Genomic DNA, 24,321 nt, shown 5'->3' on the forward strand with positions numbered 1-24,321 from the left:
AGTCAAAAAGGACCAGGTCCGCAAAGTGACGTTCCCCCTTTCAATCAGGTCTGCTGGTCTGCAGCGCCGAGAACGAGGTGATGTAACCTGCAATGGCGCTTGCGACTACGGTTGGCGGGCTTGCCAGCCATACTTGTCCCGGGCCGGAACGCCCAGGAAAGTTACGATTGATGGCGCTGACGGTAACCTGATCCTTGCTGGTCGAAGAGCCAGGGCCGCAGTTCGCGCACGCGCCGCATGCCGGCTGCAGCGGCTCTGCACCAAAGGTCTCGAATGCCGAAAGGTAGCCTTTTTGCTCACAATAATCGCGCACATCCACAGTACCGAACTGCAGGTAGAGCTTTACGTCGGGATGGAGCGTCAGATCATTTTCAAGCGCCCAGTTGATGACCTCGAAATAGTGATCGAAATCATCCCGCTTGCCTGCCGTGCAGGAGCCGCCGTACATAGCTTTTTTCAACTCGCGGGAACAACGGCACCGTCAACAGTACGCAGAAGGCAGCTGCCAGCCACACCACGCCCCAGGAAAAGTGAGTCATGAGAGAGGATGCAGCGATGGGCGTTGCGAACAGCACCACAAACACGCAGGTATTGCCCATGGCCAAGGCTGTACCCGCCCGACTCGCACCTGCCAGTGTGGCAAGTTCGGTATAGGCGACACCGTGCCAGGCGGATACGCTGATGCCAGCGATGATCATGACGCCGATAATCAGGCCGCTGGCCAGCGCAGTTTCACTCAGGCCATAAAACCCCGCTGCCGACACCACGGTGCCCAAGGCCAAAAAGGTCAGGGTGCTTAACCAGGCACACGTCTTGAGGTAGGCGCGTCGGTTTTTGTTTTTGTCGGTCCAGCGTCCGCTCCATATCCTGCTGACAATCGCGCCGACCTGGATAATCGCTAATGTGGTTGAAATCAGCGTGATGTCAAGCTTGCTGAAATCATGGAAGAACACCGCCGCATAGGTGAGGATCGCGAATTGAGGCGCGCATAACAGACCGATGGCCAATACGATGCGCCAGACCCTCAGATCCTTTAACGGGCTCGCACTTGTCTCCATGCTCTGTTTTTTTGCAGCGCTGTTGGAGAAGTCGGGCTCATAGAGCCAGAATCCGGCAAACAAAGCGGCTATCAGGCAGAACAAGGCTGATGCAGTAAAGACCTCTACAAACCCATAGGTATAAGCGAGATAGGGCAGCACGATTGCACCCAAGGCGTAACCGCCCGGAACGGCCGTCTGGCGAATGCTCATGGCCAACCCCCGTTCACCCTCTTTGAACCAGGCCATGATCGCTCGCCCACTGGCCCCGTTGACGCTGCTGCCAAGCAAGCCCACTACGAACAGGCCCATCGCCAGCAATACGACCGTCGGTGCGTAAGAGGCCAGCATGGCCAATATCAGTAATGCAATCCCCGAACTGAGCAGGCCAGTCAGCAGTACGGGACGGTCTCCCCAGCGGTCAGTCAGCAGCCCCCACGGGATCTCGCTGATGGCGATACCCAATCCTAAAACACCGAGTACTAGCCCTAGTTCGCTGTTATCCAACTGGTAAGTGGCACGCATATAGACCGCCGTCGCGGGCAGCCCCCCTACGACGCTTGAAAAGCTCGCATTGGCGGCTACGCCGACGCCAAGCACTTTCCAGCGGTGACCGTTATCGACAGTCATAAGAATCCCACTATTTAATTGGTTGTGGGTCGCAAGATTCTCATGAGAGTATCGTCTCGAATATCAAATTATTTTGCGTGTTCGTCCCGAAAAGCAGGATGGTTATGAGGCCGGTGAATTTCGATTTAGATGTCATGCGCAGTTTTGTAACAGGGGTCGAATTGGGCAGCTTTGCCAAGGCTGCGCAGAAACTTGCCCGCTCCACATCGGCCATTAGTGCCCAATTGAAAAAACTGGAAGCTCAGGCAGGCTCTCCACTCTTCAAAAAAGCCGGACGCAAGCTGGCGTTGACCGACACCGGCGAGGTGTTACTCAACTATTCCAAGCGGCTCTTGAGTCTTAACGACGAGACCATAACGGCCGTGTCGGAGCTCAAGCTCAAAGGATGGGTTCGCCTTGGGCTTCAGGAGGACCTGGGCAGTTTCCTGCCGACAGTGCTTGGACGATTCGCCAGAGCCCACCCGGATGTTCGAGTCGAGGCACGTATCGCACGTAACGCCGATCTTCTGAACCGCATCGAAAACGGCTCGCTTGACCTTGCGGTGGCGTGGGGGGGTGTCAAGAAGAACGGGTATCAAGAAACGATCGTAGAGCTGCCTATGCAATGGATCGGATCGTCGCACCGGTATCTGGACTGGCGAGTCGAGTCAGGCAACCCGCTTCCTGTGATTGCATTTGATGCGCCTTGCCCCTTCCATTCAAAGGCCACTGACGCGTTGAATCTTGCGGGGATCCCCTGGCATCTTTCCTTTACCAGTTCGAGTCTCAATGGCCTGTCTGCGGCTACCGAGGCTGGATTGGGCTACACCATCAGAACGGCTCTTGGTCTTCAGTCGGGCACTGAGGTTCTGAATACCGAAGACCGGGGTTTGCCGGCTCTGCCTTCGATAGCCCTGACGCTGCACAGACACGAGGCGAATCCCAATCCTCTGACCGAGCGATTGTCGAACATGGTGGTACAGGCGATCAGAAGCGAGGTCGTCTGACCGCAATGGCCTGACGACCGGCGAAGGTATCAGGCCAGTAATTACTCGGTCTTTTCAACACCGCCAGCCTTCTCTTCCAGCTCGGCCATCTTGGCCTCCAGCGCTTCCAGACGAGCGCGGGTGCGGGCGAGGACGGCCATCTGGCTGTCGAACTCTTCACGGCTGACCAGATCCAGTTTGCTGAAGCCGCTTTGCAGCAGGGCCTTGAACTGGGTTTCGAATTCGCTGCGTGGTACAGGCGTTTCGCCATTGAACAGGCGAGAGGCGTGGCCGCTGAGAGCGTCAAGAAAGGCTTTGGGCGCGAGCATGGTGATTTTCCTGAATCAGAGGCCGGCAGTGTAACACGCAGTGTCTATAGTCAATCCCGGGTGCGCAATGCACGCTTATGGAGCGCAGTGACGGGCACATGAGCACCATTGCTGTGCATTAGCTCCATGATGGACCCTGCCAGGTCGCGCAAAACCAGCCCAAGGGCCTGTATTCAATGAATATTCACGAGATGGCAAGCTTTCTGCTTAGTGGCTTATGACCCATGCACTGATGCAGTCGCTGTGACGAATGCAGTGCGGCAGGCGGAGCGGGGAAGTGTTTCGTCAGAAGCGGTTTTCTGGAGTTGGTCTGGCCTGATCAGGCGGCCAGCACGTTACAAAGCCAGACACTGCGCTTAGACTTGAGTCGGGTTTGTTTTCCTGGGGCAAGTCCACCAAATTCGGGAGAAAGTTTTCATGAAGCTAGTCACTGCCATCATCAAGCCGTTCAAACTGGATGACGTTCGCGAGTCGTTGTCTGAAATCGGCGTGCAGGGCATCACCGTCACTGAAGTCAAAGGCTTCGGGCGTCAGAAGGGTCACACTGAGCTTTATCGCGGTGCTGAATACGTCGTCGACTTCCTTCCCAAAGTGAAGATCGATGTCGCTATCGATGACAAGGATCTGGATCGTGTCATCGAAGCCATAACCAAGGCCGCCAACACTGGCAAGATCGGTGACGGCAAGATTTTCGTGGTCAATCTGGAACAGGCCATCCGCATCCGTACCGGCGAGACCGATACAGACGCTATTTAAGCCGCCAAACCCAACGCCCCAGGAGAAAACAATATGACTCTGCGTCAATTCGCAGGGCTCGGTGCCCTGTTGTCCCTCGCATTACCTGGTCTTGCCCTGGCGGCTGATCCAGTGGCCGAGCCGGTGCTGAACTCTGGCGACACTGCATGGATGCTGACCTCGACCGCTCTGGTCCTGTTCATGACCATCCCCGGTCTCGCGCTGTTCTACGGCGGTATGGTTCGCTCCAAGAACATTCTGTCGGTGATGATGCAGTGTTTCGCCATCACCGGTCTGATCAGCATCCTGTGGGTCGTCTACGGCTACAGCATTGCGTTTGACACAACCGGTATGGAAGCGGGCGTCGTCAACTTCAATTCCTTCTTTGGCGGTATGGGTAAAGCGTTCCTGGCAGGCATCACGCCGGCAAGCATTACCGGTCCTGCTGCGTTGTTCCCTGAGGCGGTGTTCGTCACCTTCCAGATGACCTTCGCGATCATCACCCCTGCCCTGATCGTCGGCGCTTTCGCAGAACGCATGAAGTTCTCCGCGATGCTGGTGTTCATGGGTATCTGGTTCACTCTGGTCTACGCGCCAATCGCCCACATGGTCTGGGGCGGCGTCGGTGGCCTGCTGTGGGACTGGGGCGTTCTGGACTTCGCTGGCGGTACCGTCGTACATATCAACGCCGGTGTCGCCGGTCTGGTAGCGTGCCTGGTACTTGGCAAGCGCAAAGGCTTCCCGACCACGCCGATGGCGCCGCACAACCTGGGTTACACCCTGATCGGCGCCGCGATGCTCTGGGTCGGCTGGTTCGGCTTCAACGCCGGTTCCGCAGCTGCGGCCAACGGTACTGCCGGCATGGCCATGCTGGTCACTCAAATCGCTACTGCGGCCGCCGCACTGGGCTGGATGTTCGCCGAGTGGCTGACTCACGGTAAGCCAAGTGCTCTGGGTATTGCCTCTGGTGTGGTTGCCGGCCTGGTTGCCGTTACTCCTGCGGCCGGTACCGTCGGCCCGATGGGCGCGCTGATCATCGGTCTGGCAGCAGGCGTGATCTGCTTCTTCTGCGCGACCAGCCTCAAGCGCAAGCTGGGCTATGACGACTCCCTGGATGCGTTCGGCGTTCACGGCATCGGCGGTATCGTCGGCGCGATCCTGACCGGTGTGTTCGCAGCGCCTGCACTGGGCGGCTTCGGCACCGTGACTGACATCGGTGCTCAGGTCTGGATTCAGTTCAAGGGCGTCGCGTTCACCGTTGTCTACACCGCAATCGTGACCTTCATCATCCTCAAAGTGCTGGATGCGGTCATGGGGCTGCGCGTCACCGACGAGGAAGAGTCTGTCGGTCTGGACCTCGCTCAACACAACGAGCGTGGCTACAACTTGTAAGCTTTGGCCTACGCAAAAAAGAATGCCCGGTCTCCGGGCATTTTTTTGTCTGGCGTTTGTGGATATACCGCCGCTTTTTGCTGTCATTGATCTTGCCCGTGTCAATGATTTCGGCACCGTGACGCAGCGCAGGTAACGAGGTGGCGGCAGTCTTCGTCAACTTGCAGGGAAGCCGGTTTATTGCGCGCTTTGCTTTTTTCTCAGTCGAGTTAGAATGCGCGCCGAAGGTGCGGAGAACGGTATGTGGCATCAATCCAGGATTGCCTTGCGGGCCAGGCCCCGCGGGTTCCATCTGGTGACTGACGAGATAGTCGCGGGGTTGCCCCCGTTGCGCGGTTGTCGTGTCGGGCTACTGCATGTATGGCTGCAACATACCTCGGCTTCGTTGACCATCAACGAAAATGCCGATCCGGCGGTACGTCGCGACTTTGAGCGTTTTTTCAACCGTCTGGTGCCCCAAGGCGTGGATGGCTACGAACATGACGACGAAGGCCCTGATGACTTGCCAGCGCATTTCAAGGCCAGTCTGCTGGGCTGCCAGTTGCTGTTGCCGGTTACGGCAGGGCAACTGGCGCTGGGCACCTGGCAAGGTATTTACCTGGGCGAACATCGAGACGCTGGTGGGTCTCGTAACGTCCTGGCCACCCTTCAGGGTGAGTGGACATAACCGCTGAGGTCAGCGGTTGTTGAATTTTTCCGGTTGCCTTAGCAATTTGGGGCGGTTGGGCTATAACTAATCAGCTTTCGCAAGTCATGAGGTAGAACATGAGCGACGACGACGATAATACCGACGATCTGGTAGACGACCTGGAAGGCGAAGAAGACGGTGAGGAGCTTGCAGCTGCTCCCGGAGACGACCCGGTCGAAGTAGACGATGACGTTCCGGCACCTGCCGCGAAAGGCAAGGCCAAGGCTGCAGTCTCGGTCGATGAACTGCCTAGCGTGGAAGCCAAGAACAAGGAGCGTGATGCTCTGGCACGTGCCATGGAAGAATTCCTGGCGCGTGGCGGAAAGGTGCAGGAAGTGGAGGCCAACGTGGTCGCCGATCCGCCCAAGAAGCCTGACAACAAATACGGTAGCCGCCCTATCTGAGGCTGCATGACTGTATGAGGAAAGCCCGCCGTCGCTGCGGGCTTTTCTATGCGCGCCTGTCAGTGCGCTTTCAGGCCCAACGCGCCAGCACCTCGGGCAGTTGCGACAGGTTGTGGATCTCGGCATCCGGCAGTCGGTCCGCATCCCAGGCCTTGCCTTGCGGGTTGTACCAGATGGCGCGCATGCCAGCCTGCTGGGCACCTGCAATGTCGTCCTTGGGGTGGTCGCCGACATGCACCGCCGAGCCGGCATCGACCCCTGCGCGACGCAGCGCCTCCACGAACGGTGCCGGGTCAGGCTTGCCGATGCCCAGGTCCTCGGCGCACAGCGCGAAGGCAAAGTAGTCCGCCAGCCCCAGACGACGCACATCGGCATTGCCATTGGTAATCACGCCCAGCGTGAAGGTCTTGGCGAGAATTTCCAGCATCGGTTGCACCTCAGGGAAAATCTGCACCTGATGACGGCCCTGCAGAAACACTTCAAAGCCCCGGTCGGCCAGGTCTTGCGCCTCGTCCGGGTCGTAGCCGGCATCTTCGAGCGCATGGAACAGCACGCGGCGTCGCAAGGCGCTGATGCGGTGCTTGAAGGACGGGTCTTCGGCCACCAGACGCGAGCGGATTTCCCACAGGTGCTCGACAGGAACCGCCCCCAGCCTGGGCGCGTTTTCGCCCAGCCAGTCACGCAGTGTGACTTCGGCACCGGCAATGGCAGGGGCGGTGTCCCAGAGCGTGTCGTCAAGATCAAACGTCACCAGCTTAATCATCTGCAGCTCCTTTACGTTTGGCTCGAGGATGGGCGCTGTCATAAACAGTAGCCAAATGCTGGAAGTCCAGGTGTGTGTATATCTGCGTGGTCTTGATATCCGCATGACCCAGCAGCTCCTGCACGGCGCGCAAGTCCTGCGACGATTCGAGCAGATGACTGGCGAACGAGTGCCGCAACATGTGCGGGTGCAGATTCTGCCCCAGCTCTCGCTCACCGGCTGTCTTGAGTCGCACCTGAATCGCACGCGGACCGAGGCGCTTGCCTTGCTGACTGACAAATACCGCGTCGTCCTGCGGATTGGTCAGCGCGCGCAGCGGCAGCCAGATTTCCAGTGCCTGACGCGCCTTGCTACCCACCGGCAGTACGCGGGTCTTGCTGCCTTTACCCAGCACCTGCACCAGTCCGTCGCGCAGGTCCAGCTGGTCCAGGTTCAGGCCGGTCAGCTCGGACAGGCGCAACCCTGACGAGTACAGCAGTTCCAGAATGGCTTGGTCGCGGTGCGCCAGGAAATCATCTTCAACGCCGCCGTCCAGCAATTGCGCGGTGCGGTCGGTGTCCAGGGTCTTGGGCAGACGCCGCTCGCCCTTCGGCGGTGACAGGCCGTTTGCCGGGTCGTGCTGGCAAATGCCTTCGCGATTGAGGTACTTGTAGAAGCCGCGCACCGCCGACAGCATCCGCGCCAGGCTGCGTGAAGACTGGCCCTGCTGGTGCTGGCGGGCAGTGAAGCTGCGCAGGTGCTGGATATCCAGATCACTCCAGCTCGACAACTGTGCCTTTTGGCAATACGCCAGAACCTTGCCCAGGTCGCGTCGGTAGGCTTCGAGCGTGTGAGGCGACACCTGGCGCTCACTGCGCAGGTGCATGCAGTAGGCGTCCAGATGCTGATCCATGGCTAGCGAACCGAGCGTAATGAGTGGGCGAAGCGCGGCAGCAGGCGGCTCAGCACATCGGCGATATAACTGAGGAACAGGGTGCCGACCGAGCTTTTGTAATGCTGCGGATCGCGACTGCCGATGGCCAGCACGCCATGCAGACCCAGATGATTGAGGCTGGCGATGGCGGTCGAACCGACTTCCTTGCCCTGTTCTGCACCGAACAGAAACGCCAGTTCATGCTCACGCAGAGCGCCGCAGATGATCTTCTCGCCAATCAGGCCGCCGATGGCTTTCTGTGCTTCGGCGCCGCTGACCCAGCGACCCACGGGCATCGGGCTGTCGCTGAACAGGATCAGGCTGACAAAGGGCACCTGAAAGTCCTGACGCAGGCTGTCTTCGACGGCGATGACCAGCTCTTCCAGGCTGGTCGCATCCATCAGCGCAAGGTTCAGGCGGCGGGTCTTTTCGAACAGGCGGTCGTTGTCCCGTGCGACGTCCATCAATTGCGACAGGCGATGGCGCATTTCGATATTGCGCTCGCGCAGCAGCTTGAGCTGACGCTCGACCAGCGAAACGGTGTCGCCACGATGGTGCGGGATGCGCATCGACACCAGCAGTTCGTCGTGCTCGGCGAAGAAGTCCGGGTGCTCGAGCAGGAAGGCGATGACCGCCTCTGCTTCAAGGTCTGGCGCTGCGCTATCGACAGGCGATTCGCAGGGTGTGCCTGTTGAAGCGGGAGGTTGATCGGTCATGGTACTTACTCACTCAAAGACGGACTTGGCCTTCATAGACCCTGACTGCAGGGCCGGTCATCATGACAGAATGTCCCGGCCCAGCCCATTCGATGGACAGGCGCCCTCCGGGCAGGTCGATCAGCAACGGCGAGTCCATCCAGCCCTGACTGATGGCCGCGACAGCCGCCGCACAGGCACCGGTACCGCACGCCTGGGTTTCCCCGGCACCGCGTTCCCAGACACGCAACTGCGCACGCTGACGGTCCACAACGTGAAGAAAGCCGACGTTGACCCGGGCCGGAAAGCGCGGGTGATGCTCGATCTTCGGCCCCAGTTCATGCACCGGTGCATTATTGATGTCATCGACCCGCAGCACGGCGTGCGGATTGCCCATGGACACAGCCGCCATGTCGATATTCTGCCCGTCGACGTCAACGGTATAACTGGTGGCCTGTTGCGCTGCTTTGAAGGGTATCTCTTCGGGGACAAACCTTGGCGGTCCCATATCGACGCTGATCTGCCCGTCGCTGCGGATATCCAGTTCGATGATGCCGCTCTTGGTCTCGACGCGGATCTGCTTCTTGGCCGTCAGGCGCTTGTCGAGTACGAAACGGGCAAAGCAGCGTGCGCCGTTGCCGCACTGCTCGACTTCGGAGCCGTCGGAATTGAAGATTCGATAGCGAAAGTCCACATCCGGGTTGTTCGGCGCCTCGACCAGCAAAAGCTGATCGAAACCGATACCGGTGTGGCGGTCGCCCCATTGTTTGGCGTGCTTGGGCAAGATATGCGCGTGCTGACTCACAAGGTCCAGGACCATGAAGTCGTTACCCAGCCCGTGCATCTTGGTAAAACGCAGCAGCATGGGGATTACTCCGGCAGCAGGCTTTCGCCAGCGAACAGCTCGGCCACGGTTTCGCGACGACGCACTTCAAAAGCCTGGGAACCGTCGACCAGTACCTCAGCGGCACGGCCACGGGTGTTGTAGTTCGAGCTCATGACGAAGCCATAGGCGCCGGCTGAATGAACGGCCAGCAGATCGCCCTCGGCCAGTGCCAGCTCGCGACCCTTGGCGAGGAAATCGCCGGTCTCGCAGATCGGCCCGACGATATCGTACGCACGAGGTTCGCTGTCACGCGGACGCACCGCCGTGACATCCATCCAGGCCTGATACAGGGCAGGCCGGATCAGATCGTTCATCGCCGCATCGACGATGGCAAAATCCTTGTGCTCGGTGTGCTTGAGGTATTCGACACGGGTCAGCAGCGCGCCAGCGTTGGCAACGATGAAGCGTCCCGGCTCGAACAGCAGCCCCAGGTCGCGACCGGCCAGGCGCTCGCGCACAGCCTTGATGTAGTCAGCCGCCAGCGGAGGCTCTTCGTCGCGATAACGCACGCCAAGGCCGCCACCCAGATCAATGTGATGCAGATGAATGCCGCAATCGCCCAGACGATCGACCAGGGCCAGCAGGCGATCCAGCGCATCGATGAACGGTTCGAGCGTGGTCAGTTGCGAGCCGATATGGCAGTCGACCCCGATCACTTCCAGGTTCGGCAGTTGCGAGGCGCGAATGTACACGTCTTCCGCTGCTGCAATGGCGATGCCGAACTTGTTTTCCTTGAGGCCCGTGGAGATGTAGGGGTGAGTGCCTGCATCCACGTCCGGATTGACCCGCAGCGATATCGGCGCACGAACGTTGAGTTCGGCAGCCACTTCCTGCAGGCGCTCCAGCTCGTCGGTGGATTCGACGTTAAAGCAGTGCACGCCGACTTCAAGGGCGCGACGCATGTCTTCGCGGGTCTTGCCGACACCGGAAAACACGATCTTTTCGGCTTTACCACCCGCCGCCAGCACACGCTCCAGTTCGCCACGCGAGACGATGTCGAAACCGGCGCCAAGGCGCGCCAGGACATTGAGCACGCCCAGGTTGGAGTTGGCTTTCACGGCGAAGCAGACCATGTGCGGCATGCCGCTCAGCGCGTCGGCGTAGGCACGGTATTGCGCTTCGATATGAGCGCGCGAGTAGACATAGGTCGGCGTGCCGAAGCGCTCGGCAATGGCAGACAATGCTACCCCTTCCGCGAACAGCTCACCGTCGCGGTAGTTGAAGGCGTCCATTGGAGTCCCTTAAAGGTGCTTGTGCGATTGCGATTTGGCTTGTTCGTCCGGGGTTTTGGTGTCATCCGGTAGATACAGCGGGCCTTTCTGGCCACAGGCTGTAACAAGACAAGCGACCGCGACAAGCGCAGCAAGCGAAGAGATCAGGCGCTTCATGGCGAAATCCTTTGTAAAAGCATTAATTGCGCCCGAGTATACCGACCACCCGGCACCTTGCCTATGCGAGCAGCGTCCCGTCTGGCGGGCCTTTGGCGCGAAAGCCGCAGCAGAGCTATGGTTGATCGGGATTAAAGTGCTCATGCATCGCCAATGATGAGTAAGCTTTGCATTTGCCTGGCTGCGTCCGTATCTTGCCCCTCTGCGCTATTTGCAGACACTTACCGAGGTTCACGCAATGAGTTTGACCGAAGCCCGTTTTCACGACCTCGTCGATGCGACGCAGCAGAATATCGAAGACGTATTCGACGAGAGTGGCCTGGATGTGGACCTGGAAAACTCGGCCGGTGTACTGACCGTCAAGTTTGAAGGTGGCACGCAGCTTATCTTCAGCCGTCAGGAGCCCCTGCGTCAGCTCTGGCTGGCCGCCAGATCGGGTGGTTTTCACTTCGACTACGACGAAGAGAATCAGTGCTGGGCCTGCGATTCCAGTGATGAACTGCTGAGCGAGATGCTGGAGCGCTTTACCGTCGAGCAGGCCGGTGTCGAACTGGACTTCTCCGAGATCTGATCGTGAGCCAGTCCCCCGTTCGACCGCCCAAGCCGCTTTTCAGTAATGTCAGCCCGGCAGTATCCTCGCCGTGTATCAGCCTGTGTCGGCTCGATGAGCAGAAGGTTTGCCTGGGGTGCTTCCGTCATGTCGAAGACATCCGCGAATGGCGCTCGGCCGATGACGACCGCCGCCGCCAGATTCGCCACGAGGCCGATCAGCGTCGAGCCCGCGCCGAGGTTGACCAGGCCGCAGGCTGAAACCGCGTCGGGTTGTGTATTTACTGCGCTGTGTTAGTGTCAGGCCTTGCCTCTGCAGACAAGAGGCTCGTCAAACCCCGCCAATTGGTGGGGTTTTGTTTTATTCATGGAGAATAAAGGAGTCTGCCCAGACCATGACCACAGCACCTTCGATCATCCTTACCCGACTCGACGTACAGCGTCTTGAGAACTTCATCGCCAGCCAGGACGAAGACACGCCGGGTATCCAGGCGTTGCAGGCCGAACTGGACCGCGCCGACCAGGTGGTTGGCCACGACGAAGTGCCTGCGGGCGTTGTGACCATGAATTCGCGTGTGCATTGCCGCGAAGAAGTCAGTGGCAAGGACTACCACCTCAAACTGGTTTATCCACAGGATGCGGGCGCGGACGGCACCGTCTCGGTCCTGGCGCCAATGGGCTCGGCGCTGCTGGGTCTGCAAATCGGCCAACACATCGACTGGCCTGCACCGGGCGGCAAGACCCTGAAACTGACTTTGCTGGCGGTGGAATATCAGCCGGAAGCGGCGGGCGAGTACGAGTAATAGAAGACGCTAGCTCCGCATTCAAGAGCGGACGCAGAGCGTCCGGAACTGCATTCCCACGGAGCGTGAGGAACGACAGGCGTCCCTCAGAACACCTATCGTGCCAATGCTGAACGTCAGGCCTGATCCATCGCCTCGTTCAGCAGCTTCTCCAGTTCGGCCTTGTGGCGCAGGAAGAGGATGCTTTGCCCGTGCTTGCCGTCCAGCAGCCCGGAGAGGTCCAGGTCGGTGATGTAACAGCGGTAGCGCTGAAGCTCCAGGCGTTTGCCGAGGATTTGTTGCGCGACGGCGGCGTACAGTCGATCGCCGTATTCCAGCTCGGAAAACTCGCTGTTGTCGCAGTACAGGGTGGCGTTCAGTTGCCCTGGCGAGGTTTCTTCAATGATTGCCTGCACATCGTAAAACGCCTTGTCCGCGGCAGTCGGCGCTGGTCGATGTTCGACACGTCGGGCAGGCCCTGCGCCGGAGGGCAGCATCTGATAGTAGAGGGCTTCCAGCGTAACCGGCGCGGACGGATCATCCAGCGGCAATGAAGCGCCCCGGCGATAAACCAGCGCGTGAAGAAAGCGCTGCAGCGGCACCAGCAGGCTTTGCTCATCGTGATAAGGCAGACGCTGGTGCCAGAGCGAATTGTGCTCGTCGAGCACGTACAGGTCAGCATCCGGCTCGTTGACCCGGTAGAACACCTGAATGCATTCCGGCTGACCAAGCGGCAGGATCAGGGCCAGATCGTGGTCATCGAGTGCCTGCGGGTCCAGGTGTAGCGGGCTGTACGACGACAGCTGTTCACCCAGATACTTGAACAGGCCGGGCAGGCTGTTGATCACCACATGACCGATCTGCCCCGGCTTCATCTCCAACACGTGATACTGCTGCTGCACCTGAATCAGGTAACGGTGATTGAGCCGCCTTTCAAGTAACAAACGTGCCGTGCCGATCAGTTCTTCAACACGCTGAGCAATGGCGGGCGCACGGTTATGGCAGAAGCAACGCACGTGAATCTGCGGCTGTTTACCGCTCTGCGGCAGGCTGCCGAGCAGTTCGCTCATGCAGTCGAGCAGGGCGTGCGGGCCGTCGTAGCGGCTGACCAGTGTTTCGTTCCAGGTATTGAGGGTGATCTGGTCCAGCGTCAGCACCAGATTTTCCCGGACACCCGCATAACTGAGCGAGTCGGTGCGCTCGGTGGTCATCAGAATATTGAGGTCGCGGTGATGCCTGAGCGGATCGACGCCGACATTGATCAACAGCAGGATCTCACTGGGCGTACTGGGCATCAGCAATGCCTCATCGCTGACTTCGGGCAGTGGCAGTTGAATGCTCTGCTGCAAGGCGCCCATCAGGTTGAACAGCTCGAACTCGCTCAGGTCACTGGCGCCCGGGTGCAATGCAACGCGGGTAGTGCTGTCGATCACGGTATTGCGGTGGCACCAGGTCAACAGCTCAAGCAATTCACGGCTGCGTTTGAGCGGTAAGAAATTCGGCCACTCGTGAATGCCCAGATTGCCGTTATACAAGGCCCACTGATACTTGCCGGGCTCGCGCTTGTCGGGGGAATGCACCAGCGTCAGCGTATCTTCGGCAAGGTCGGGAGCGATCCCCGGGTTGATGAACTCGACTTTGCCCGCCTTGCGTTCAAAAGCCGCATACAGACGCCGACCCAGAATGGTCAGGTCGCGGGCATTGAGGGCATCGGCAGCACTTTGCGTTTTGGCGAAGCGGCTCTGAAAGCGATAGCTGTAATTCAGCTCGTTGACCAGTGCACGACGCTCGCCGGCCACCTGGCGGACTTTCCACTGGCTGCGGCTGTCGAGCAGCACCAGTTGTCGTTCGTCCCAACCCCACTCCGTGGTCAGACGCTCCAGCAGCTGGCGATGCCAGCCGACGTTGCGCAGGCGGGTCGACCCGGTGAGCTTCTTGTTGACCTTCAGGTACAGGCTGCGCCGCACCAGCTCCAGGCGCTCCGGCTCGTTGCGTGCCTGCAGATGCTCCTCGATACGCCGGTACACGACCACGTAGGGATCAAGCTCATCCGGGTCCAGCTGATTGGCGAACACCGCTTGCTTGAAACGCAGGCTCAGGCACTGCACGCGGGGATGCTCGCTGGAATAGACCTCGATCAACAGCAGCTTGAGCACAGACTTGTAGGGCGACTCGATGCCTTTGAACAACTGCCACAACCCGGCACCGATGAACTCGGCCGGGGGGATGTGCGACATCGGGCCGAGGTCGAGCACCTCGCTGGCGCGAATGAAGCGTTTGCTGAGCAGGGTGTGGGTGTAATCCTCGTAATTCTGCTCTTCATAGACCGGCACCAGCCACCACATCGGGGTGCGCCCGGCGAGCCAGATCGCGGTGCGATAAAACTCGTCGAGCAACAGGTAATGCTGGGTAGTCCCGCAATCGTCCGAGCTGAGCTGCGAATCGCGCTCGCCGCTCCTGAAACGCTGCGGGTCGATCAGAAAGAAATGCGCCTCTGCGCCCATCGTCGCAGCCCAGGCTTCAAGTGCCTGGCACTTCTTGCGCAGTTCGGCGATAGCCTCCGGTTCCAGCTCGCTGTCGTGGCAGACCCAGACATCCATATCGCTTTGTTCAGCCTGAGCCAGCGTGCCGAGGCTGCCCATCAGAAACAGGCCATGAATCGGCTGGGGCGGGTTGCCGTGGCGGGCCTTGTAGGAAAAGGAGCGCGTCAGCCGCTGCGCCTCGGCCAGGGCCAGCGAGTCCGGTTCGTAATGCGAAACGCCAGCAGGCGTGCTGCCGGAAACATAACCGGGCAACAGCGGATGGTTGACGTGAAAGAACAGCGGCAGCAGGGTCAGAACGCTCTGCTGGCGGGTCGACATGCCTTCCAGCGCACGCGCGTACCGCCCGTCATTGAGCGACAGGAAACGGTTACGCAGCTGGCTGAGAACCTTGCGGTCGATGCCCTCATCCAGGTCGGGGCGAATTTCAGGATTACGCGTCATCGCAACTCAAGGCATCTGGCCTGTGCAGGCGTGTAATTACTGAGCAAGATGGCGGAGAAGGTTTGCAGCCGAGGGAAGCGGATTCGGTCGGATGGTTATTCTGGCGCCAACGTCCTGTATCGACTGGCGCTCGGATAAGTGAAGGGCCTGCCACGCTTTTTTGTGCGCAGGCCCTGCTACATTCAGGCGGCTTGCCTGGAGACGTTGAGGATGGTCAGCAATGATTGGGCATGCTGGGCGGCCTCGAGCCCGAGGCTGGTCAGGTAACCGCCATCGACCTGGGTCGTCAGTCCTTTATCGAAGAGTCTTTGTGCTGCTGCGACGGCCGTGGGCGCCGCTACATGGTGGACTTTGAGGCCTTCCTGGGTGTTTCCCAGATTGAACAGTGCAAGGATTTCCAGTTCGGCAACCAACTCAGGGGTATACGACATAGGTACTCCAGACTTTTATAGTAGTACGACCTCACCGGCTGGCGGGTGTGCTCTGGAATCGACGTGTCCGATCTGCGCTCGTCGGTTCTGGATGACCGTTAAAGCCGGTTTGGCGTGTGGCCCCGGAGGATCAAGCGGCAGCGGGGCATTTGCAGTGTAGTCAGCGTCTGAAGTGTTTGCAGCATATATCTTGCTGTCACGCTCTGACCGCAGGATTACTTTTCCGGCGGCAGGTCAGGCAGGGCACGCAGCGCAGCTTCATACCATTGTGTGTCGAACGGACGGTCCTGCTCCAGCAGGGCATCGATCTCGATAGCCAGCACATGAGCCATCATTTCAAGAATATCTTCACGCTCATAGTTCACCAGAGTCAGCATGTTGAAGACCGCTCTGGCTGCGGGCGGATTACCGGCTTCGATCTGGTTCTCGATGGCTTCGATCAGGGTCGAGGCAGCAAAGTCTTCTTCGTCATTATCGATGTCGTCGGTCATGGTCACTCCTCAGGTAAGGCGGGCAGTCTACCCGGAATCCTGCAATCGGGCAGTCCTGCGCGCCCGAATGATCCTGTGTAGGACGCTTCCCAAAACTGCCGGGGAATGACCCAAGTCACTGAAAGATAGAGTCAGCCCGGTAGCGTGCAGCCCGTCAATTACCAGGATGGAGGCTGAGGAGGCCGACGATGCTGACGCTTTATGGATTCGCCGCAAGCAACTACTTCAACATGGTCAAACTGGCGCTGCTGGAGAAACAACTGCCCTTTCAGGTGGTGCCGCTGTTTGGCTGTCAGAGCCCTGAGGTGCTGGCCGTCAGCGCCCGCGGGAAGGTGCCGGTACTCGGAACGGCGGAAGGCTTCATCAGTGAGACCGACGTGATTCTGCGCTATATAGAGGACACCTCACCGGACCGGCCACTGCTGCCCGCCAGCGCTTTCGCACGCGCTCAGGTATGGACCATCGCCAAGGAGATCGAGCTGTACATCGAGCTGCCGGCGCGCATGTGTTACGCGGAAGTGATCTTTGGTGGCAGACCGACGCCGCCCGACCTCAAGGCCAAGGCGCGTCGCGATCTGATAAAAGGGTTCGCCGCCCTGGCCCAGCGCGGCCTGTTTGCACCCTACGTCGCTGGCGGGCACTTTACCGTTGCCGATATCTACTTTCTGTACAGCATCGATCTGGCGCAACAGGTCGGCGAGCAACTGTTCGGGCTGGACCTGCTGGAGGACATGCCCGCGGCGCGAGCCCTGCAGGAGCAGTTGGCCTTGAGCCCGAACGTTCAGCAAGTGGCCGCTGACAGAGAGGCCGACTGGCCGGCGTTCATGGCTCGCGTGCAGCGGGCAGACCGCTAGGCAGCTCGTTCCTCACACCTACGCGTGAGGAACGCTGGGCGTTACTCTGCGGTAGGCTGGCGCAGTGGCACAGGCTCTTTGCTGCGCCAGTGCGGCAGGGATTCCCAGTAGCGCTCGCCCTTGGCATCGTCGTACATGCCTTCCCAGCGCGAGATGACCAGCACTGCCAGCGCATTACCGATCACGTTCAAGGCGGTACGCGCCATGTCCATGATGCGGTCGACACCGGCGATGAATGCCAGGCCTTCCAGAGGAATACCGGCGCTGCCCAGGGTCGCCAGCAGCACGACGAAGGAAACCCCCGGTACGCCCGCGATGCCTTTGGAGGTGACCATCAGGGTCAGTACCAGCATCAATTGCGCGCCAATCGACAGGTCGATGCCGTACAGCTGAGCGATGAAGATCGCTGCGATGCTCTGATAGAGCGTCGAGCCGTCGAGGTTGAACGAGTAGCCCGTAGGCACCACGAAGCTGCAGATCGCCTTCGGCGCGCCATAGGCTTCCATCTTCTGGATCACGCGCGGCAGCACGGTTTCGGAGCTGGCTGTGGAGTAGGACAGAATCAGCTCGTCCTTGAAGATGCGCATCAGCCTGATGACCGAAAAGCCGAATGCACGAGCGATCAGCCCCAGCACCACAAAGGCGAAGAAGGCGATGGCCACGTACACCAGAATCACCAGCTTGGCGAGCGGCAGCAGGGAGGCGAAGCCGAAATTGGCGACAGTCACGGCAATCAGCGCAAAAACGCCGATCGGCGCGTAGTTCATGATCATGTGAGTGACCTTGAACATGGTCTCCGAGACGCCCTGAAACAGTTTCACCAGCGGCTCACGTACCTCGGCCTGCAGGCTGGAAAGCCCCAGACCGAACAACACTGAAAAGAAGATGATCGGCAGCATCTCGCCACGCGCCATGGCAGCGAAGATGTTGGACGGGATCAGGTTGAGAATGGTCGCGATAAACGCATGATCGTGCTGAACTTCAGCCGTAGTCTGCTGATACTTGGAAATATCGACAGTGCCCAGTGTGCTCATGTCGATGCCGGTGCCCGGATGGAACACGTTGGCCAGCACCAGGCCCACCAGAATCGCGATAGTGGTCACGACTTCGAAATACAGAATGGTCTTGAGACCGATACGCCCCAGCTTCTTGGCATCGCCCACGCCTGCAATGCCGACGATCAGCGAGGCGACAACGATAGGGATAACGATCATCTTGATCAGACGAATGAAGATATCGCCTGCGGGCTGCAGGATGTTAGTGATCCACCAGGCCTTTTCTGCACTGAAATGATTGAGCAGCGCCCCCACAGCGATACCCAGTACCAGTCCGATCAGAATCTGCCAGGCCAGACTCAGCTTTGCCTTCTTCATATTATTACCCTTGTTCAAAGTGGCTTGGGCAAGTCCAAAACCCGTGCGCCGAGCGTGCTTTTTCACAGCAGTTTCGAGGCAGGAGCTCCCTTTGGAAATGTCCCGAGAAGGTCACCGCAGACGAGCATCCCAGCTCTGTAGCAGGCGAAAAAAGTCGCAACTATTCCCATGGCGCGCGCGTACGTCTAATGCCGTAAACGACTACCTCATGCATGATCGGCATACAAATACGGGAGAAATGTGTTGATTTATGTCACGCGAGAGGATGGCTATTCGGCGCGAAGCTGGCTATTACGTCGCCTTAAGCTGAACAGAGGGATGCGGGATTAAAGACGGGATACTGCGACAAGGACTCGACTACCAGGCCTGATTACCTGATGTACGGTAGCTGAATGCCCAGGCCGGGGTCCGCAGACAGAACACCAGCCTGTGCAATCGAAACAGGGGCGGGCAGTCAGCCTTTACCCTTGGTACGGGTCATGTGCGGGCCGCTGTTTTTCTCGAGGTACTCGATGATCATCCCGGCCACGTCCTTGCTGGTGGTCACTTCAATGCCTTCCAGGCCAGGCGAGGAGTTGACCTCCATCACCAGAGGGCCGTGATTGGAGCGCAGGATATCCACACCCGCCACGCTCAGCCCCATGACCTTGGCTGCACGCAGCGCAGTCATGCGCTCTTCAGGGGTGATCTTGATCAGGCTGGCGCTGCCGCCGCGGTGCAGGTTGGAGCGGAACTCGCCTGGCTTGGCCTGACGCTTCATCGAGGCGATGACCTTGTCACCGACCACGAAGCAGCGGATGTCGGCGCCGCCCGCTTCCTTGATGTATTCCTGAACCATGATGTCCTGCTTGAGGCCCATGAAGGCTTCGATCACCGATTCGGCCGCCGTGGCCGTTTCGCACAGCACCACACCTATCCCCTGAGTGCCTTCGAGCACCTTGATGACCAGCGGCGCGCCGTTGACCATCTGGATCAGGTCGGGAATGTCGTCGGGCGAGTGAGCGAAACCGGTGACCGGCAAGCCGATCCCCCGGCGTGACAGGAGTTGCAACGAGCGCAGCTTGTCCCGCGAACGGGCAATGGCAACCGATTCATTGAGCGGAAACACGCCCATCATTTCAAACTGACGCAACACCGCACAGCCATAGAAAGTCACCGAAGCACCGATGCGCGGGATCACCGCATCGAAGCCCTCCAGAGGTTTGCCGCGGTAGTGAATCTGCGGCTTGTGGCTGGCGATGTTCATATAGGCGCGCAGGGTGTCGATCACCACCATCTCATGGCCACGCTCGATGCCAGCTTCGACCAGACGACGGGTGGAATACAGACGCGGATTACGCGAAAGCACAGCGATCTTCATGCAACACCTGAGGAAGTAGAGGCCGGGAACACCGGCTTGTCTTGTACGTAAGTTATGCCCGGATTGACCACCAGATGGCCGTCGATCAGAGCTTTGGAACCGAGCAGCAGTCGATAACGCATCGACTTGCGGCAAGCCAGCGTGAATTCCACCGGCCAGATAAGATCGCCCAGGGCCAGCGTGGTGCGAATGACATAGCGCACCTGCGCCTGACCGTTGGAGCTCTTAATGGTTTTCATGGCAACCAGTTGCGCTTCGCAGCGACGATGCCGCAACTGAACCACAGTGCCCAGATGCGCGTTGAAGCGTACCCATTTCTGACCATTGCGTTCAAAAGGTTCGATTTCCGTGGCATGCAGGCTCGACGTGCTCGCACCGGTATCGATTTTTGCCCGCAGGCCTGCCACCCCCAGATCGGGAAGCGCCACCCACTCGCGCAGGCCGATGACTGTCAGATGATCGAATGTCTTCAATGCGATTCCGTACTTCTCAAGACTTCTGCCAGGCCTCGGGATTTATCCGGGCCAGCGCTTTGAATGCAGGTTTTGCGAACAGATAGCCCTGCATCAGGGAAATGCCGCAATCAGCCAGAAAATCCCGCTCTTCAACGTGTTCGATACCTTCGGCGATAAGCTTAATCCCCAAGTCCGTACACATTGTGACAACGCCACGAACAATGGCCTGACGTGCGCGATTGCGGTGAATATCGCGAATCAGGTGCATGTCGAGTTTTATCAGATCGGGTTGAAAATCAGCCAGCAGCGTCAGGCCGGAATAACCGGCACCGAAATCGTCGATGGCGGTCATGAAACCGAACTCCCGGTATTCGCGCAGGATATTGCTCAAATGGCCGTTATTGCAGACATGTTCGCTTTCGATGGTTTCGAAAATCAACCGCTCGATGGGGAAATCATGCCGCTTGGCTGCTTCCAGCGTGCTGCGAATGCAAAGCTCGGGACGATACACGGCATTTGGCAAAAAGTTGATCGATAACCGCTCGGTCATGCCCAGATTCGCAGCGCCGGCGATGGCGGTGGTGCGGCAGCTCTGATCGAATCGATAGCGGTTCTGGTCGGTCACCTGACTCAGGACCGACATTGCGCCCTCGCCGTTGGGCCCGCGAACCAGCGCCTCGTGGGCGAAGATCGAATGATCGTGAAGATTCACGATCGGCTGATAGGCATAGTCGAACGAAAAATCGAGCTCTGGACTGTCTGTGCATCCCGCACACCCTTTTCTCGGGGCGGTCAACGAAGTTGGAAAATCTGTCACGTCGCGCTCCATAGGGGTGTGGGGCAATGAAAAGGTGAATAGCTGTTTTTGACAAGCACGTATCGGTTACTTCATGTTCATAGTGGAGCAGAAAAAGTGGGCGAGCGTGTGCTGACGCCTGGTTTATCTGGCCCGGTAACGTTCAGACTGTCACATTGATGAGGAATTCAAATGGCGCAAAAGCCGGAAGAAGACGATAAGGTCCGCCTGGATAAATGGCTGTGGGCCGCGCGCTTTTTCAAAACCCGTGCGCTGGCCAAAGCGGCTATTGAAAGCGGAAAGGTGCACTGTCGCGGCGAACGTTGCAAGCCCGGCAAGGAGCCTCGTATCGGTGACGAGTTTCAGATCCGCATGGGTTTCGACGACCGCACCGTAGTCGTCGAGGCTCTGTCCATCGTACGGCGTGGCGCGCCGGAGGCACAGACGCTGTATCACGAGACACCCGAGAGCATCACCAGGCGCGAGAATGCGGCGGCTCAGCGCAAGGCCGGCAACCTGGGGGTGACCACCGACGGAAAGCCGACCAAGAAACAACGCCGGGATCTTTTCGGCTTCCGCGCCAGCCAGAACAACGACTGAAACACGGCACCGGGCAGCTCCGGCTATCAGTCCGACGTGCCATCCAGCTTGGAAGCGCACCGCATAGCTCCTAAAATGCGGTCAATCCGCATGGCCCACGGCGCTTTCGAGTGCCGGACGGTGCTTCCTCAGCCGCGTGCCATCCATTGTCATTACTTCAGATACCTTGCCTACCTATGCATGATTTCCCGAACATCGATTTCACCCAACGCTTCATCTTCGACGAAAGCGACGTTCGCGGAGAACTGGTCGCCCTGGAGCGCAGCTACGCCGAAGTGCTCGCCAAGCATCCCTACCCGGAGCCGGTCGCGCAGTTGCTTGGCGAACTGATGGCGGCTGCCGCGCTGCTCGTCGGCACCCTCAAATTCGACGGCCTGCTGATCCTCCAGGCACGCTCCAGCGGCGCAGTGCCGTTGCTGATGGTCGAGTGCTCCAGCGAGCGTGAACTGCGTGGCATCGCCCGTTATGACGAGGCACTGGTCACAGCAGGCGCAGGTCTGCAGGACCTGATGCCCGATGGCTCGCTGGCATTGACCATCGACCCGAACAAGGGCAAGCGCTATCAGGGCATTGTTGCCCTCGACGGCGTCGACCTGTCGGAAAGCCTCTCCAACTATTTCGTGATGTCCGAACAGCTGGGCACGCGTTTCTGGCTCAAGGCCGACGGTCATCGCGCCCGTGGTTTGTTGCTGCAACAGCTGCCCATCGCACAGATCACCGATCCGGAAGAGCGCGACGCCAGCTGGGAGCACGTCATCACCTTGGCGAACACCCTTACGGCCGAGGAAATGCTCGGGCTGGACAACCAGACCATTCTGCATCGCCTGTATCACGAAGACCCGGTTCGCCTGTTCGACGAGCAGCCCATCTGCTTTCGCTGCAGTTGCTCGCGTGAGCGTTCGGCCAATGCGCTGGCCAGCCTTGGGCTGGAGGACGCGCAGCAATTGGTTATCGAGCACAACGGCACGATCGAGATCGATTGCCAGTTCTGCAACGAACGCTATCTGTTCGATGCCACTGACGTCGCGCAGCTGTTTGCTGGCGGCGGTGTCGATTCGCCATCTGACACGCGCCATTAATCATCGCGTAAAGAGCCTCAGAAAACGGTGTGGGCCCCTGTAATGCTGTTCTGACAGGAGGGTCCTACCATTTCCGGACATTTCTGGCATAATCCGGCCCACTTTTACGCTGTAGTAGTGGTTGTTTTTTTACTACAAAACCGTTTGGAGCACTCGGCCACAGGCCGACGGGGAACCTCATGACGCAAACCAACAACGCTGTGTACACCGATCTGAGCACCGACGAACTGGTCAAGGAAGCCCTTGCCCGCAAAGAAGGCGTACTGTCCGATACTGGCGCACTGGTTGTGGAGACAGGCCATCGTACTGGCCGTTCGCCGGTCGATCGTTTCATCGTTGAAGAGCCGAGCACTCAGGACGCCATCGCCTGGGGCCCGATCAACCGCAAGTTCCCGGCCGAGAAATTCGACGCCCTGTGGAACCGTGTCGGCGCGTACCTCGCCGAGCGCGAGCGCTTCGTTTCCCATGTTCATGTAGGCTCCGATCCTGCGCACTACCTGCCAGTCAAGATGACCACCGAGACTGCGTGGCACAATCTGTTCGGCCGTTGCCTGTTCATCAACCCCGAACAGTACAACCCGGCTGGCAAGGACGAGTGGGAAATCCAGAACGCACCATGGTTCGTCTGCGACCCTGAGCGTGACGGCACCAACTCCGACGGCACCGTGATCATCAACTTCGCCGCCCGCAAGGTGCTGATCGCAGGCATGCGTTATGCCGGCGAAATGAAGAAAGCCATGTTCTCGGTGCAGAACTTCCTGCTCCCGGCGTCCGACGTGCTGCCGATGCACTGCGCGGCCAACATGGGCGAAGAGGGCGATGTAACCCTGTTCTTCGGTCTGTCCGGCACCGGCAAGACCACCCTGTCCGCCGACGAAAGCCGTTACCTGATCGGTGACGACGAGCACGGCTGGGGCGAAGGCGTGGTGTTCAACATCGAAGGCGGTTGCTATGCCAAGTGCATCGACCTGTCCGAGAAGAACGAGCCGGTCATCTGGAAAGCCATCCAGCACGGCGCCGTACTGGAAAACGTCGTACTCGACCCGGTCACCAAAAAAGCCGACTACGCCGACAGCAGCCTGACCCAGAACAGCCGCGCCGCCTACCCGCGCGAACTGATCGAGAAGCGCGCACCGAAAAACCTCGGTGGCGAGCCGAACGCCGTTATCTTCCTGACCTGCGACCTGACCGGCGTACTGCCGCCTGTGTCGATCCTCAGCGAAGAACAGGCTGCCTACCACTTCCTGTCGGGTTACACCGCACTGGTCGGCTCGACTGAAATGGGTTCGGGTTCGGGCATCAAGTCCACCTTCTCCACCTGCTTCGGCGCACCGTTCTTCCCGCGTCCGGCTGGCGAATACGCAGAGCTGCTGATCAAGCGCATCCGCGGCTTCAAATCCAAGGTCTACCTGGTCAACACCGGCTGGACCGGCGGTGGCTACGGCGTCGGCAAGCGCTTCAACATCCCGACCACCCGTGGCGTGATCGCAGCGATCCAGAGCGGCGCACTGATCGGTGCCGAAACCGAACACCTCGACACCATCAACCTCGACGTACCGAAGTCGGTACCCGGCGTCGATACCGGCCTGCTCAACCCACGCAACACCTGGGCTGACAAGGCTGCCTACGACGAAGCGGCAAAAGCACTGGCTGGCTTGTTCGTGGAGAACTTCAAAAAGTTCGACGTGAGCGACGCCATCAAGGCTGCGGGTCCGAAGTTGTAATTAAACATCTTCAGGGTC

General features: G+C 59.2%; 28 protein-coding genes. 12 read left to right on the forward strand and 16 right to left on the reverse strand.

The window, feature by feature from the left end; all coding sequences use genetic code 11:
• Positions 1 to 40: 40 nt before the first annotated feature.
• On the reverse strand, positions 41 to 448 hold the full coding sequence (locus P406_RS14820) for an aconitase family protein (protein ID WP_046236598.1): 408 nt from the start codon (positions 446 to 448) through the stop codon (positions 41 to 43).
• Positions 411 to 1,667: an MFS transporter gene (locus P406_RS14825; RefSeq protein ID WP_046236599.1), complete on the reverse strand. Its 1,257-nt coding sequence runs from the start codon at positions 1,665 to 1,667 to the stop codon at positions 411 to 413. The genes P406_RS14820 and P406_RS14825 overlap by 38 nt, the downstream gene beginning before the upstream one ends.
• Positions 1,668 to 1,771: 104 nt before the next feature.
• Here P406_RS14825 and P406_RS14830 point away from each other — a divergent pair, with 104 nt between their 5' ends.
• Positions 1,772 to 2,653: a LysR substrate-binding domain-containing protein gene (locus P406_RS14830; RefSeq protein ID WP_046236600.1), complete on the forward strand. Its 882-nt coding sequence runs from the start codon at positions 1,772 to 1,774 to the stop codon at positions 2,651 to 2,653.
• A 41-nt stretch (positions 2,654 to 2,694) separates the two neighbouring features.
• Here the strand turns inward: P406_RS14830 and P406_RS14835 are convergent, their stop codons facing one another.
• Positions 2,695 to 2,961, reverse strand: coding sequence for an accessory factor UbiK family protein (locus P406_RS14835; RefSeq protein WP_046236601.1), 267 nt, complete (start codon positions 2,959 to 2,961; stop codon positions 2,695 to 2,697).
• A gap of 417 nt (positions 2,962 to 3,378) precedes the next feature.
• On the opposite strand from P406_RS14835, the gene glnK reads away from it, so the two are divergent.
• The 4 genes from glnK (at position 3,379) to sutA (ending at position 6,180) form a co-directional block, all read left to right on the forward strand.
• The gene (glnK, locus tag P406_RS14840; RefSeq protein WP_002555808.1) at positions 3,379 to 3,717 is read left to right on the forward strand and encodes a P-II family nitrogen regulator; all 339 of its coding nucleotides are present in this window, start codon (positions 3,379 to 3,381) and stop codon (positions 3,715 to 3,717) included.
• A 33-nt stretch (positions 3,718 to 3,750) separates the two neighbouring features.
• Positions 3,751 to 5,088: an ammonium transporter gene (locus P406_RS14845; RefSeq protein WP_003344468.1), complete on the forward strand. Its 1,338-nt coding sequence runs from the start codon at positions 3,751 to 3,753 to the stop codon at positions 5,086 to 5,088.
• A 241-nt stretch (positions 5,089 to 5,329) separates the two neighbouring features.
• A complete protein-coding gene (locus P406_RS14850; protein WP_046236622.1) occupies positions 5,330 to 5,755 on the forward strand; it encodes a secondary thiamine-phosphate synthase enzyme YjbQ in 426 nt (141 codons plus the stop codon).
• A gap of 98 nt (positions 5,756 to 5,853) precedes the next feature.
• Complete coding sequence (sutA, locus tag P406_RS14855) at positions 5,854 to 6,180, forward strand: dormancy-specific transcriptional regulator SutA (RefSeq protein WP_046236602.1); 327 nt, start codon at positions 5,854 to 5,856, stop codon at positions 6,178 to 6,180.
• A 70-nt stretch (positions 6,181 to 6,250) separates the two neighbouring features.
• Here sutA and P406_RS14860 read toward each other — a convergent pair whose 3' ends face one another.
• The 6 genes from P406_RS14860 to lptM are packed head-to-tail and all read right to left on the reverse strand — an operon-like array spanning position 6,251 to position 10,825.
• The gene (locus tag P406_RS14860; RefSeq protein ID WP_003408328.1) at positions 6,251 to 6,943 is read right to left on the reverse strand and encodes an HAD family hydrolase; all 693 of its coding nucleotides are present in this window, start codon (positions 6,941 to 6,943) and stop codon (positions 6,251 to 6,253) included.
• On the reverse strand, positions 6,936 to 7,835 hold the full coding sequence (gene xerC, locus P406_RS14865; RefSeq protein WP_046236603.1) for a tyrosine recombinase XerC: 900 nt from the start codon (positions 7,833 to 7,835) through the stop codon (positions 6,936 to 6,938). Before xerC ends, P406_RS14860 begins: the two co-directional genes overlap by 8 nt.
• A 2-nt stretch (positions 7,836 to 7,837) precedes the next feature.
• On the reverse strand, positions 7,838 to 8,572 hold the full coding sequence (locus tag P406_RS14870) for a DUF484 family protein (protein ID WP_046236604.1): 735 nt from the start codon (positions 8,570 to 8,572) through the stop codon (positions 7,838 to 7,840).
• Between the two features lie 13 nt (positions 8,573 to 8,585).
• Entirely contained in the window at positions 8,586 to 9,416 is an 831-nt protein-coding gene (gene dapF / locus P406_RS14875) for a diaminopimelate epimerase (RefSeq protein WP_046236605.1), read from the reverse strand.
• A gap of 5 nt (positions 9,417 to 9,421) precedes the next feature.
• A complete protein-coding gene (gene lysA, locus P406_RS14880) occupies positions 9,422 to 10,669 on the reverse strand; it encodes a diaminopimelate decarboxylase (RefSeq protein WP_003401767.1) in 1,248 nt (415 codons plus the stop codon).
• A 9-nt stretch (positions 10,670 to 10,678) separates the two neighbouring features.
• Entirely contained in the window at positions 10,679 to 10,825 is a 147-nt protein-coding gene (lptM, locus tag P406_RS14885) for an LPS translocon maturation chaperone LptM (protein ID WP_002555817.1), read from the reverse strand.
• A 238-nt stretch (positions 10,826 to 11,063) separates the two neighbouring features.
• Here lptM and cyaY point away from each other — a divergent pair, with 238 nt between their 5' ends.
• The 3 genes from cyaY to rnk all read left to right on the forward strand — a co-directional run bounded on the left by cyaY (position 11,064) and on the right by rnk (position 12,177).
• A complete protein-coding gene (gene cyaY / locus P406_RS14890; protein ID WP_003408323.1) occupies positions 11,064 to 11,396 on the forward strand; it encodes an iron donor protein CyaY in 333 nt (110 codons plus the stop codon).
• A 2-nt stretch (positions 11,397 to 11,398) separates the two neighbouring features.
• Positions 11,399 to 11,635, forward strand: coding sequence for a DUF1289 domain-containing protein (locus P406_RS14895; RefSeq protein WP_032697548.1), 237 nt, complete (start codon positions 11,399 to 11,401; stop codon positions 11,633 to 11,635).
• Positions 11,636 to 11,769: 134 nt separating this feature from the next.
• Complete coding sequence (gene rnk / locus P406_RS14900) at positions 11,770 to 12,177, forward strand: nucleoside diphosphate kinase regulator (RefSeq protein ID WP_017278590.1); 408 nt, start codon at positions 11,770 to 11,772, stop codon at positions 12,175 to 12,177.
• 116 nt (positions 12,178 to 12,293) lie between these two features.
• On the opposite strand, the gene P406_RS14905 is transcribed toward rnk, so the two are convergent.
• The 3 genes from P406_RS14905 to P406_RS14915 all read right to left on the reverse strand — a co-directional run bounded on the left by P406_RS14905 (position 12,294) and on the right by P406_RS14915 (position 16,062).
• On the reverse strand, positions 12,294 to 15,140 hold the full coding sequence (locus P406_RS14905; RefSeq protein ID WP_046236606.1) for a class I adenylate cyclase: 2,847 nt from the start codon (positions 15,138 to 15,140) through the stop codon (positions 12,294 to 12,296).
• A 182-nt stretch (positions 15,141 to 15,322) separates the two neighbouring features.
• Positions 15,323 to 15,571 (reverse strand): TIGR02647 family protein, encoded by a 249-nt coding sequence (locus tag P406_RS14910; RefSeq protein WP_003344490.1) that lies wholly within the window; start codon positions 15,569 to 15,571, stop codon positions 15,323 to 15,325.
• Positions 15,572 to 15,786: 215 nt separating this feature from the next.
• On the reverse strand, positions 15,787 to 16,062 hold the full coding sequence (locus tag P406_RS14915; protein ID WP_003344493.1) for a hypothetical protein: 276 nt from the start codon (positions 16,060 to 16,062) through the stop codon (positions 15,787 to 15,789).
• 188 nt (positions 16,063 to 16,250) lie between these two features.
• Here P406_RS14915 and P406_RS14920 point away from each other — a divergent pair, with 188 nt between their 5' ends.
• Positions 16,251 to 16,916, forward strand: a complete 666-nt coding sequence (locus P406_RS14920; RefSeq protein ID WP_046236607.1) for a glutathione S-transferase family protein — start codon at positions 16,251 to 16,253, stop codon at positions 16,914 to 16,916.
• A gap of 41 nt (positions 16,917 to 16,957) precedes the next feature.
• On the opposite strand, the gene gltP is transcribed toward P406_RS14920, so the two are convergent.
• The 4 genes from gltP to rimA all read right to left on the reverse strand — a co-directional run bounded on the left by gltP (position 16,958) and on the right by rimA (position 20,921).
• A complete protein-coding gene (gene gltP, locus P406_RS14925) occupies positions 16,958 to 18,289 on the reverse strand; it encodes a glutamate/aspartate:proton symporter GltP (RefSeq protein ID WP_003344498.1) in 1,332 nt (443 codons plus the stop codon).
• Positions 18,290 to 18,743: 454 nt separating this feature from the next.
• Entirely contained in the window at positions 18,744 to 19,649 is a 906-nt protein-coding gene (rimK, locus tag P406_RS14930; protein ID WP_003318100.1) for a 30S ribosomal protein S6--L-glutamate ligase, read from the reverse strand.
• Positions 19,646 to 20,122 (reverse strand): retropepsin-like aspartic endopeptidase RimB, encoded by a 477-nt coding sequence (gene rimB / locus P406_RS14935; RefSeq protein ID WP_004412261.1) that lies wholly within the window; start codon positions 20,120 to 20,122, stop codon positions 19,646 to 19,648. The genes rimK and rimB overlap by 4 nt, the downstream gene beginning before the upstream one ends.
• A 16-nt stretch (positions 20,123 to 20,138) precedes the next feature.
• On the reverse strand, positions 20,139 to 20,921 hold the full coding sequence (gene rimA, locus P406_RS14940; protein WP_046236608.1) for a S6 modification regulatory phosphodiesterase RimA: 783 nt from the start codon (positions 20,919 to 20,921) through the stop codon (positions 20,139 to 20,141).
• Between the two features lie 171 nt (positions 20,922 to 21,092).
• Between rimA and P406_RS14945 the strand changes: the two genes are divergently transcribed.
• The 3 genes from P406_RS14945 to P406_RS14955 all read left to right on the forward strand — a co-directional run bounded on the left by P406_RS14945 (position 21,093) and on the right by P406_RS14955 (position 24,303).
• Entirely contained in the window at positions 21,093 to 21,500 is a 408-nt protein-coding gene (locus P406_RS14945) for an RNA-binding S4 domain-containing protein (RefSeq protein ID WP_046236609.1), read from the forward strand.
• Positions 21,501 to 21,676: 176 nt separating this feature from the next.
• Positions 21,677 to 22,579: an Hsp33 family molecular chaperone HslO gene (gene hslO / locus P406_RS14950; RefSeq protein WP_003318104.1), complete on the forward strand. Its 903-nt coding sequence runs from the start codon at positions 21,677 to 21,679 to the stop codon at positions 22,577 to 22,579.
• A 179-nt stretch (positions 22,580 to 22,758) separates the two neighbouring features.
• Positions 22,759 to 24,303, forward strand: coding sequence for a phosphoenolpyruvate carboxykinase (locus tag P406_RS14955; protein ID WP_003367573.1), 1,545 nt, complete (start codon positions 22,759 to 22,761; stop codon positions 24,301 to 24,303).
• Positions 24,304 to 24,321 lie beyond the last annotated feature (18 nt).

It is taken from the genome of Pseudomonas syringae pv. coryli str. NCPPB 4273 (assembly GCF_000972175.1).
Taxonomy (GTDB): Bacteria; Pseudomonadota; Gammaproteobacteria; order Pseudomonadales; family Pseudomonadaceae; genus Aquipseudomonas; species Aquipseudomonas syringae.

Bases quoted from the DNA above. Each gene is read 5' to 3' on its own strand.
- P406_RS14820 (WP_046236598.1), bottom strand. From the start codon at position 448: ATGTACGGCGGCTCCTGCACGGCAGGCAAGCGGGATGATTTCGATCAC.
- xerC (WP_046236603.1), bottom strand. From the start codon at position 7,835: ATGGATCAGCATCTGGACGCCTACTGCATGCACCTGCGCAGTGAGCGC.
- dapF (WP_046236605.1), bottom strand. From the start codon at position 9,416: ATGCTGCTGCGTTTTACCAAGATGCACGGGCTGGGTAACGACTTCATG.
- sutA (WP_046236602.1), top strand. From the start codon at position 5,854: ATGAGCGACGACGACGATAATACCGACGATCTGGTAGACGACCTGGAA.
- P406_RS14945 (WP_046236609.1), top strand. From the start codon at position 21,093: ATGGCGCAAAAGCCGGAAGAAGACGATAAGGTCCGCCTGGATAAATGG.
- P406_RS14845 (WP_003344468.1), top strand. From the start codon at position 3,751: ATGACTCTGCGTCAATTCGCAGGGCTCGGTGCCCTGTTGTCCCTCGCA.
- P406_RS14830 (WP_046236600.1), top strand. From the start codon at position 1,772: ATGAGGCCGGTGAATTTCGATTTAGATGTCATGCGCAGTTTTGTAACA.
- hslO (WP_003318104.1), top strand. From the start codon at position 21,677: ATGCATGATTTCCCGAACATCGATTTCACCCAACGCTTCATCTTCGAC.
- gltP (WP_003344498.1), bottom strand. From the start codon at position 18,289: ATGAAGAAGGCAAAGCTGAGTCTGGCCTGGCAGATTCTGATCGGACTG.
- P406_RS14835 (WP_046236601.1), bottom strand. From the start codon at position 2,961: ATGCTCGCGCCCAAAGCCTTTCTTGACGCTCTCAGCGGCCACGCCTCT.
- lysA (WP_003401767.1), bottom strand. From the start codon at position 10,669: ATGGACGCCTTCAACTACCGCGACGGTGAGCTGTTCGCGGAAGGGGTA.
- P406_RS14905 (WP_046236606.1), bottom strand. From the start codon at position 15,140: ATGACGCGTAATCCTGAAATTCGCCCCGACCTGGATGAGGGCATCGAC.
- P406_RS14920 (WP_046236607.1), top strand. From the start codon at position 16,251: ATGCTGACGCTTTATGGATTCGCCGCAAGCAACTACTTCAACATGGTC.
- lptM (WP_002555817.1), bottom strand. From the start codon at position 10,825: ATGAAGCGCCTGATCTCTTCGCTTGCTGCGCTTGTCGCGGTCGCTTGT.
- P406_RS14870 (WP_046236604.1), bottom strand. From the start codon at position 8,572: ATGACCGATCAACCTCCCGCTTCAACAGGCACACCCTGCGAATCGCCT.
- P406_RS14825 (WP_046236599.1), bottom strand. From the start codon at position 1,667: ATGACTGTCGATAACGGTCACCGCTGGAAAGTGCTTGGCGTCGGCGTA.
- rimK (WP_003318100.1), bottom strand. From the start codon at position 19,649: ATGAAGATCGCTGTGCTTTCGCGTAATCCGCGTCTGTATTCCACCCGT.
- P406_RS14915 (WP_003344493.1), bottom strand. From the start codon at position 16,062: ATGACCGACGACATCGATAATGACGAAGAAGACTTTGCTGCCTCGACC.
- cyaY (WP_003408323.1), top strand. From the start codon at position 11,064: ATGAGTTTGACCGAAGCCCGTTTTCACGACCTCGTCGATGCGACGCAG.
- rnk (WP_017278590.1), top strand. From the start codon at position 11,770: ATGACCACAGCACCTTCGATCATCCTTACCCGACTCGACGTACAGCGT.
- P406_RS14850 (WP_046236622.1), top strand. From the start codon at position 5,330: ATGTGGCATCAATCCAGGATTGCCTTGCGGGCCAGGCCCCGCGGGTTC.
- P406_RS14955 (WP_003367573.1), top strand. From the start codon at position 22,759: ATGACGCAAACCAACAACGCTGTGTACACCGATCTGAGCACCGACGAA.
- P406_RS14860 (WP_003408328.1), bottom strand. From the start codon at position 6,943: ATGATTAAGCTGGTGACGTTTGATCTTGACGACACGCTCTGGGACACC.
- P406_RS14910 (WP_003344490.1), bottom strand. From the start codon at position 15,571: ATGTCGTATACCCCTGAGTTGGTTGCCGAACTGGAAATCCTTGCACTG.
- glnK (WP_002555808.1), top strand. From the start codon at position 3,379: ATGAAGCTAGTCACTGCCATCATCAAGCCGTTCAAACTGGATGACGTT.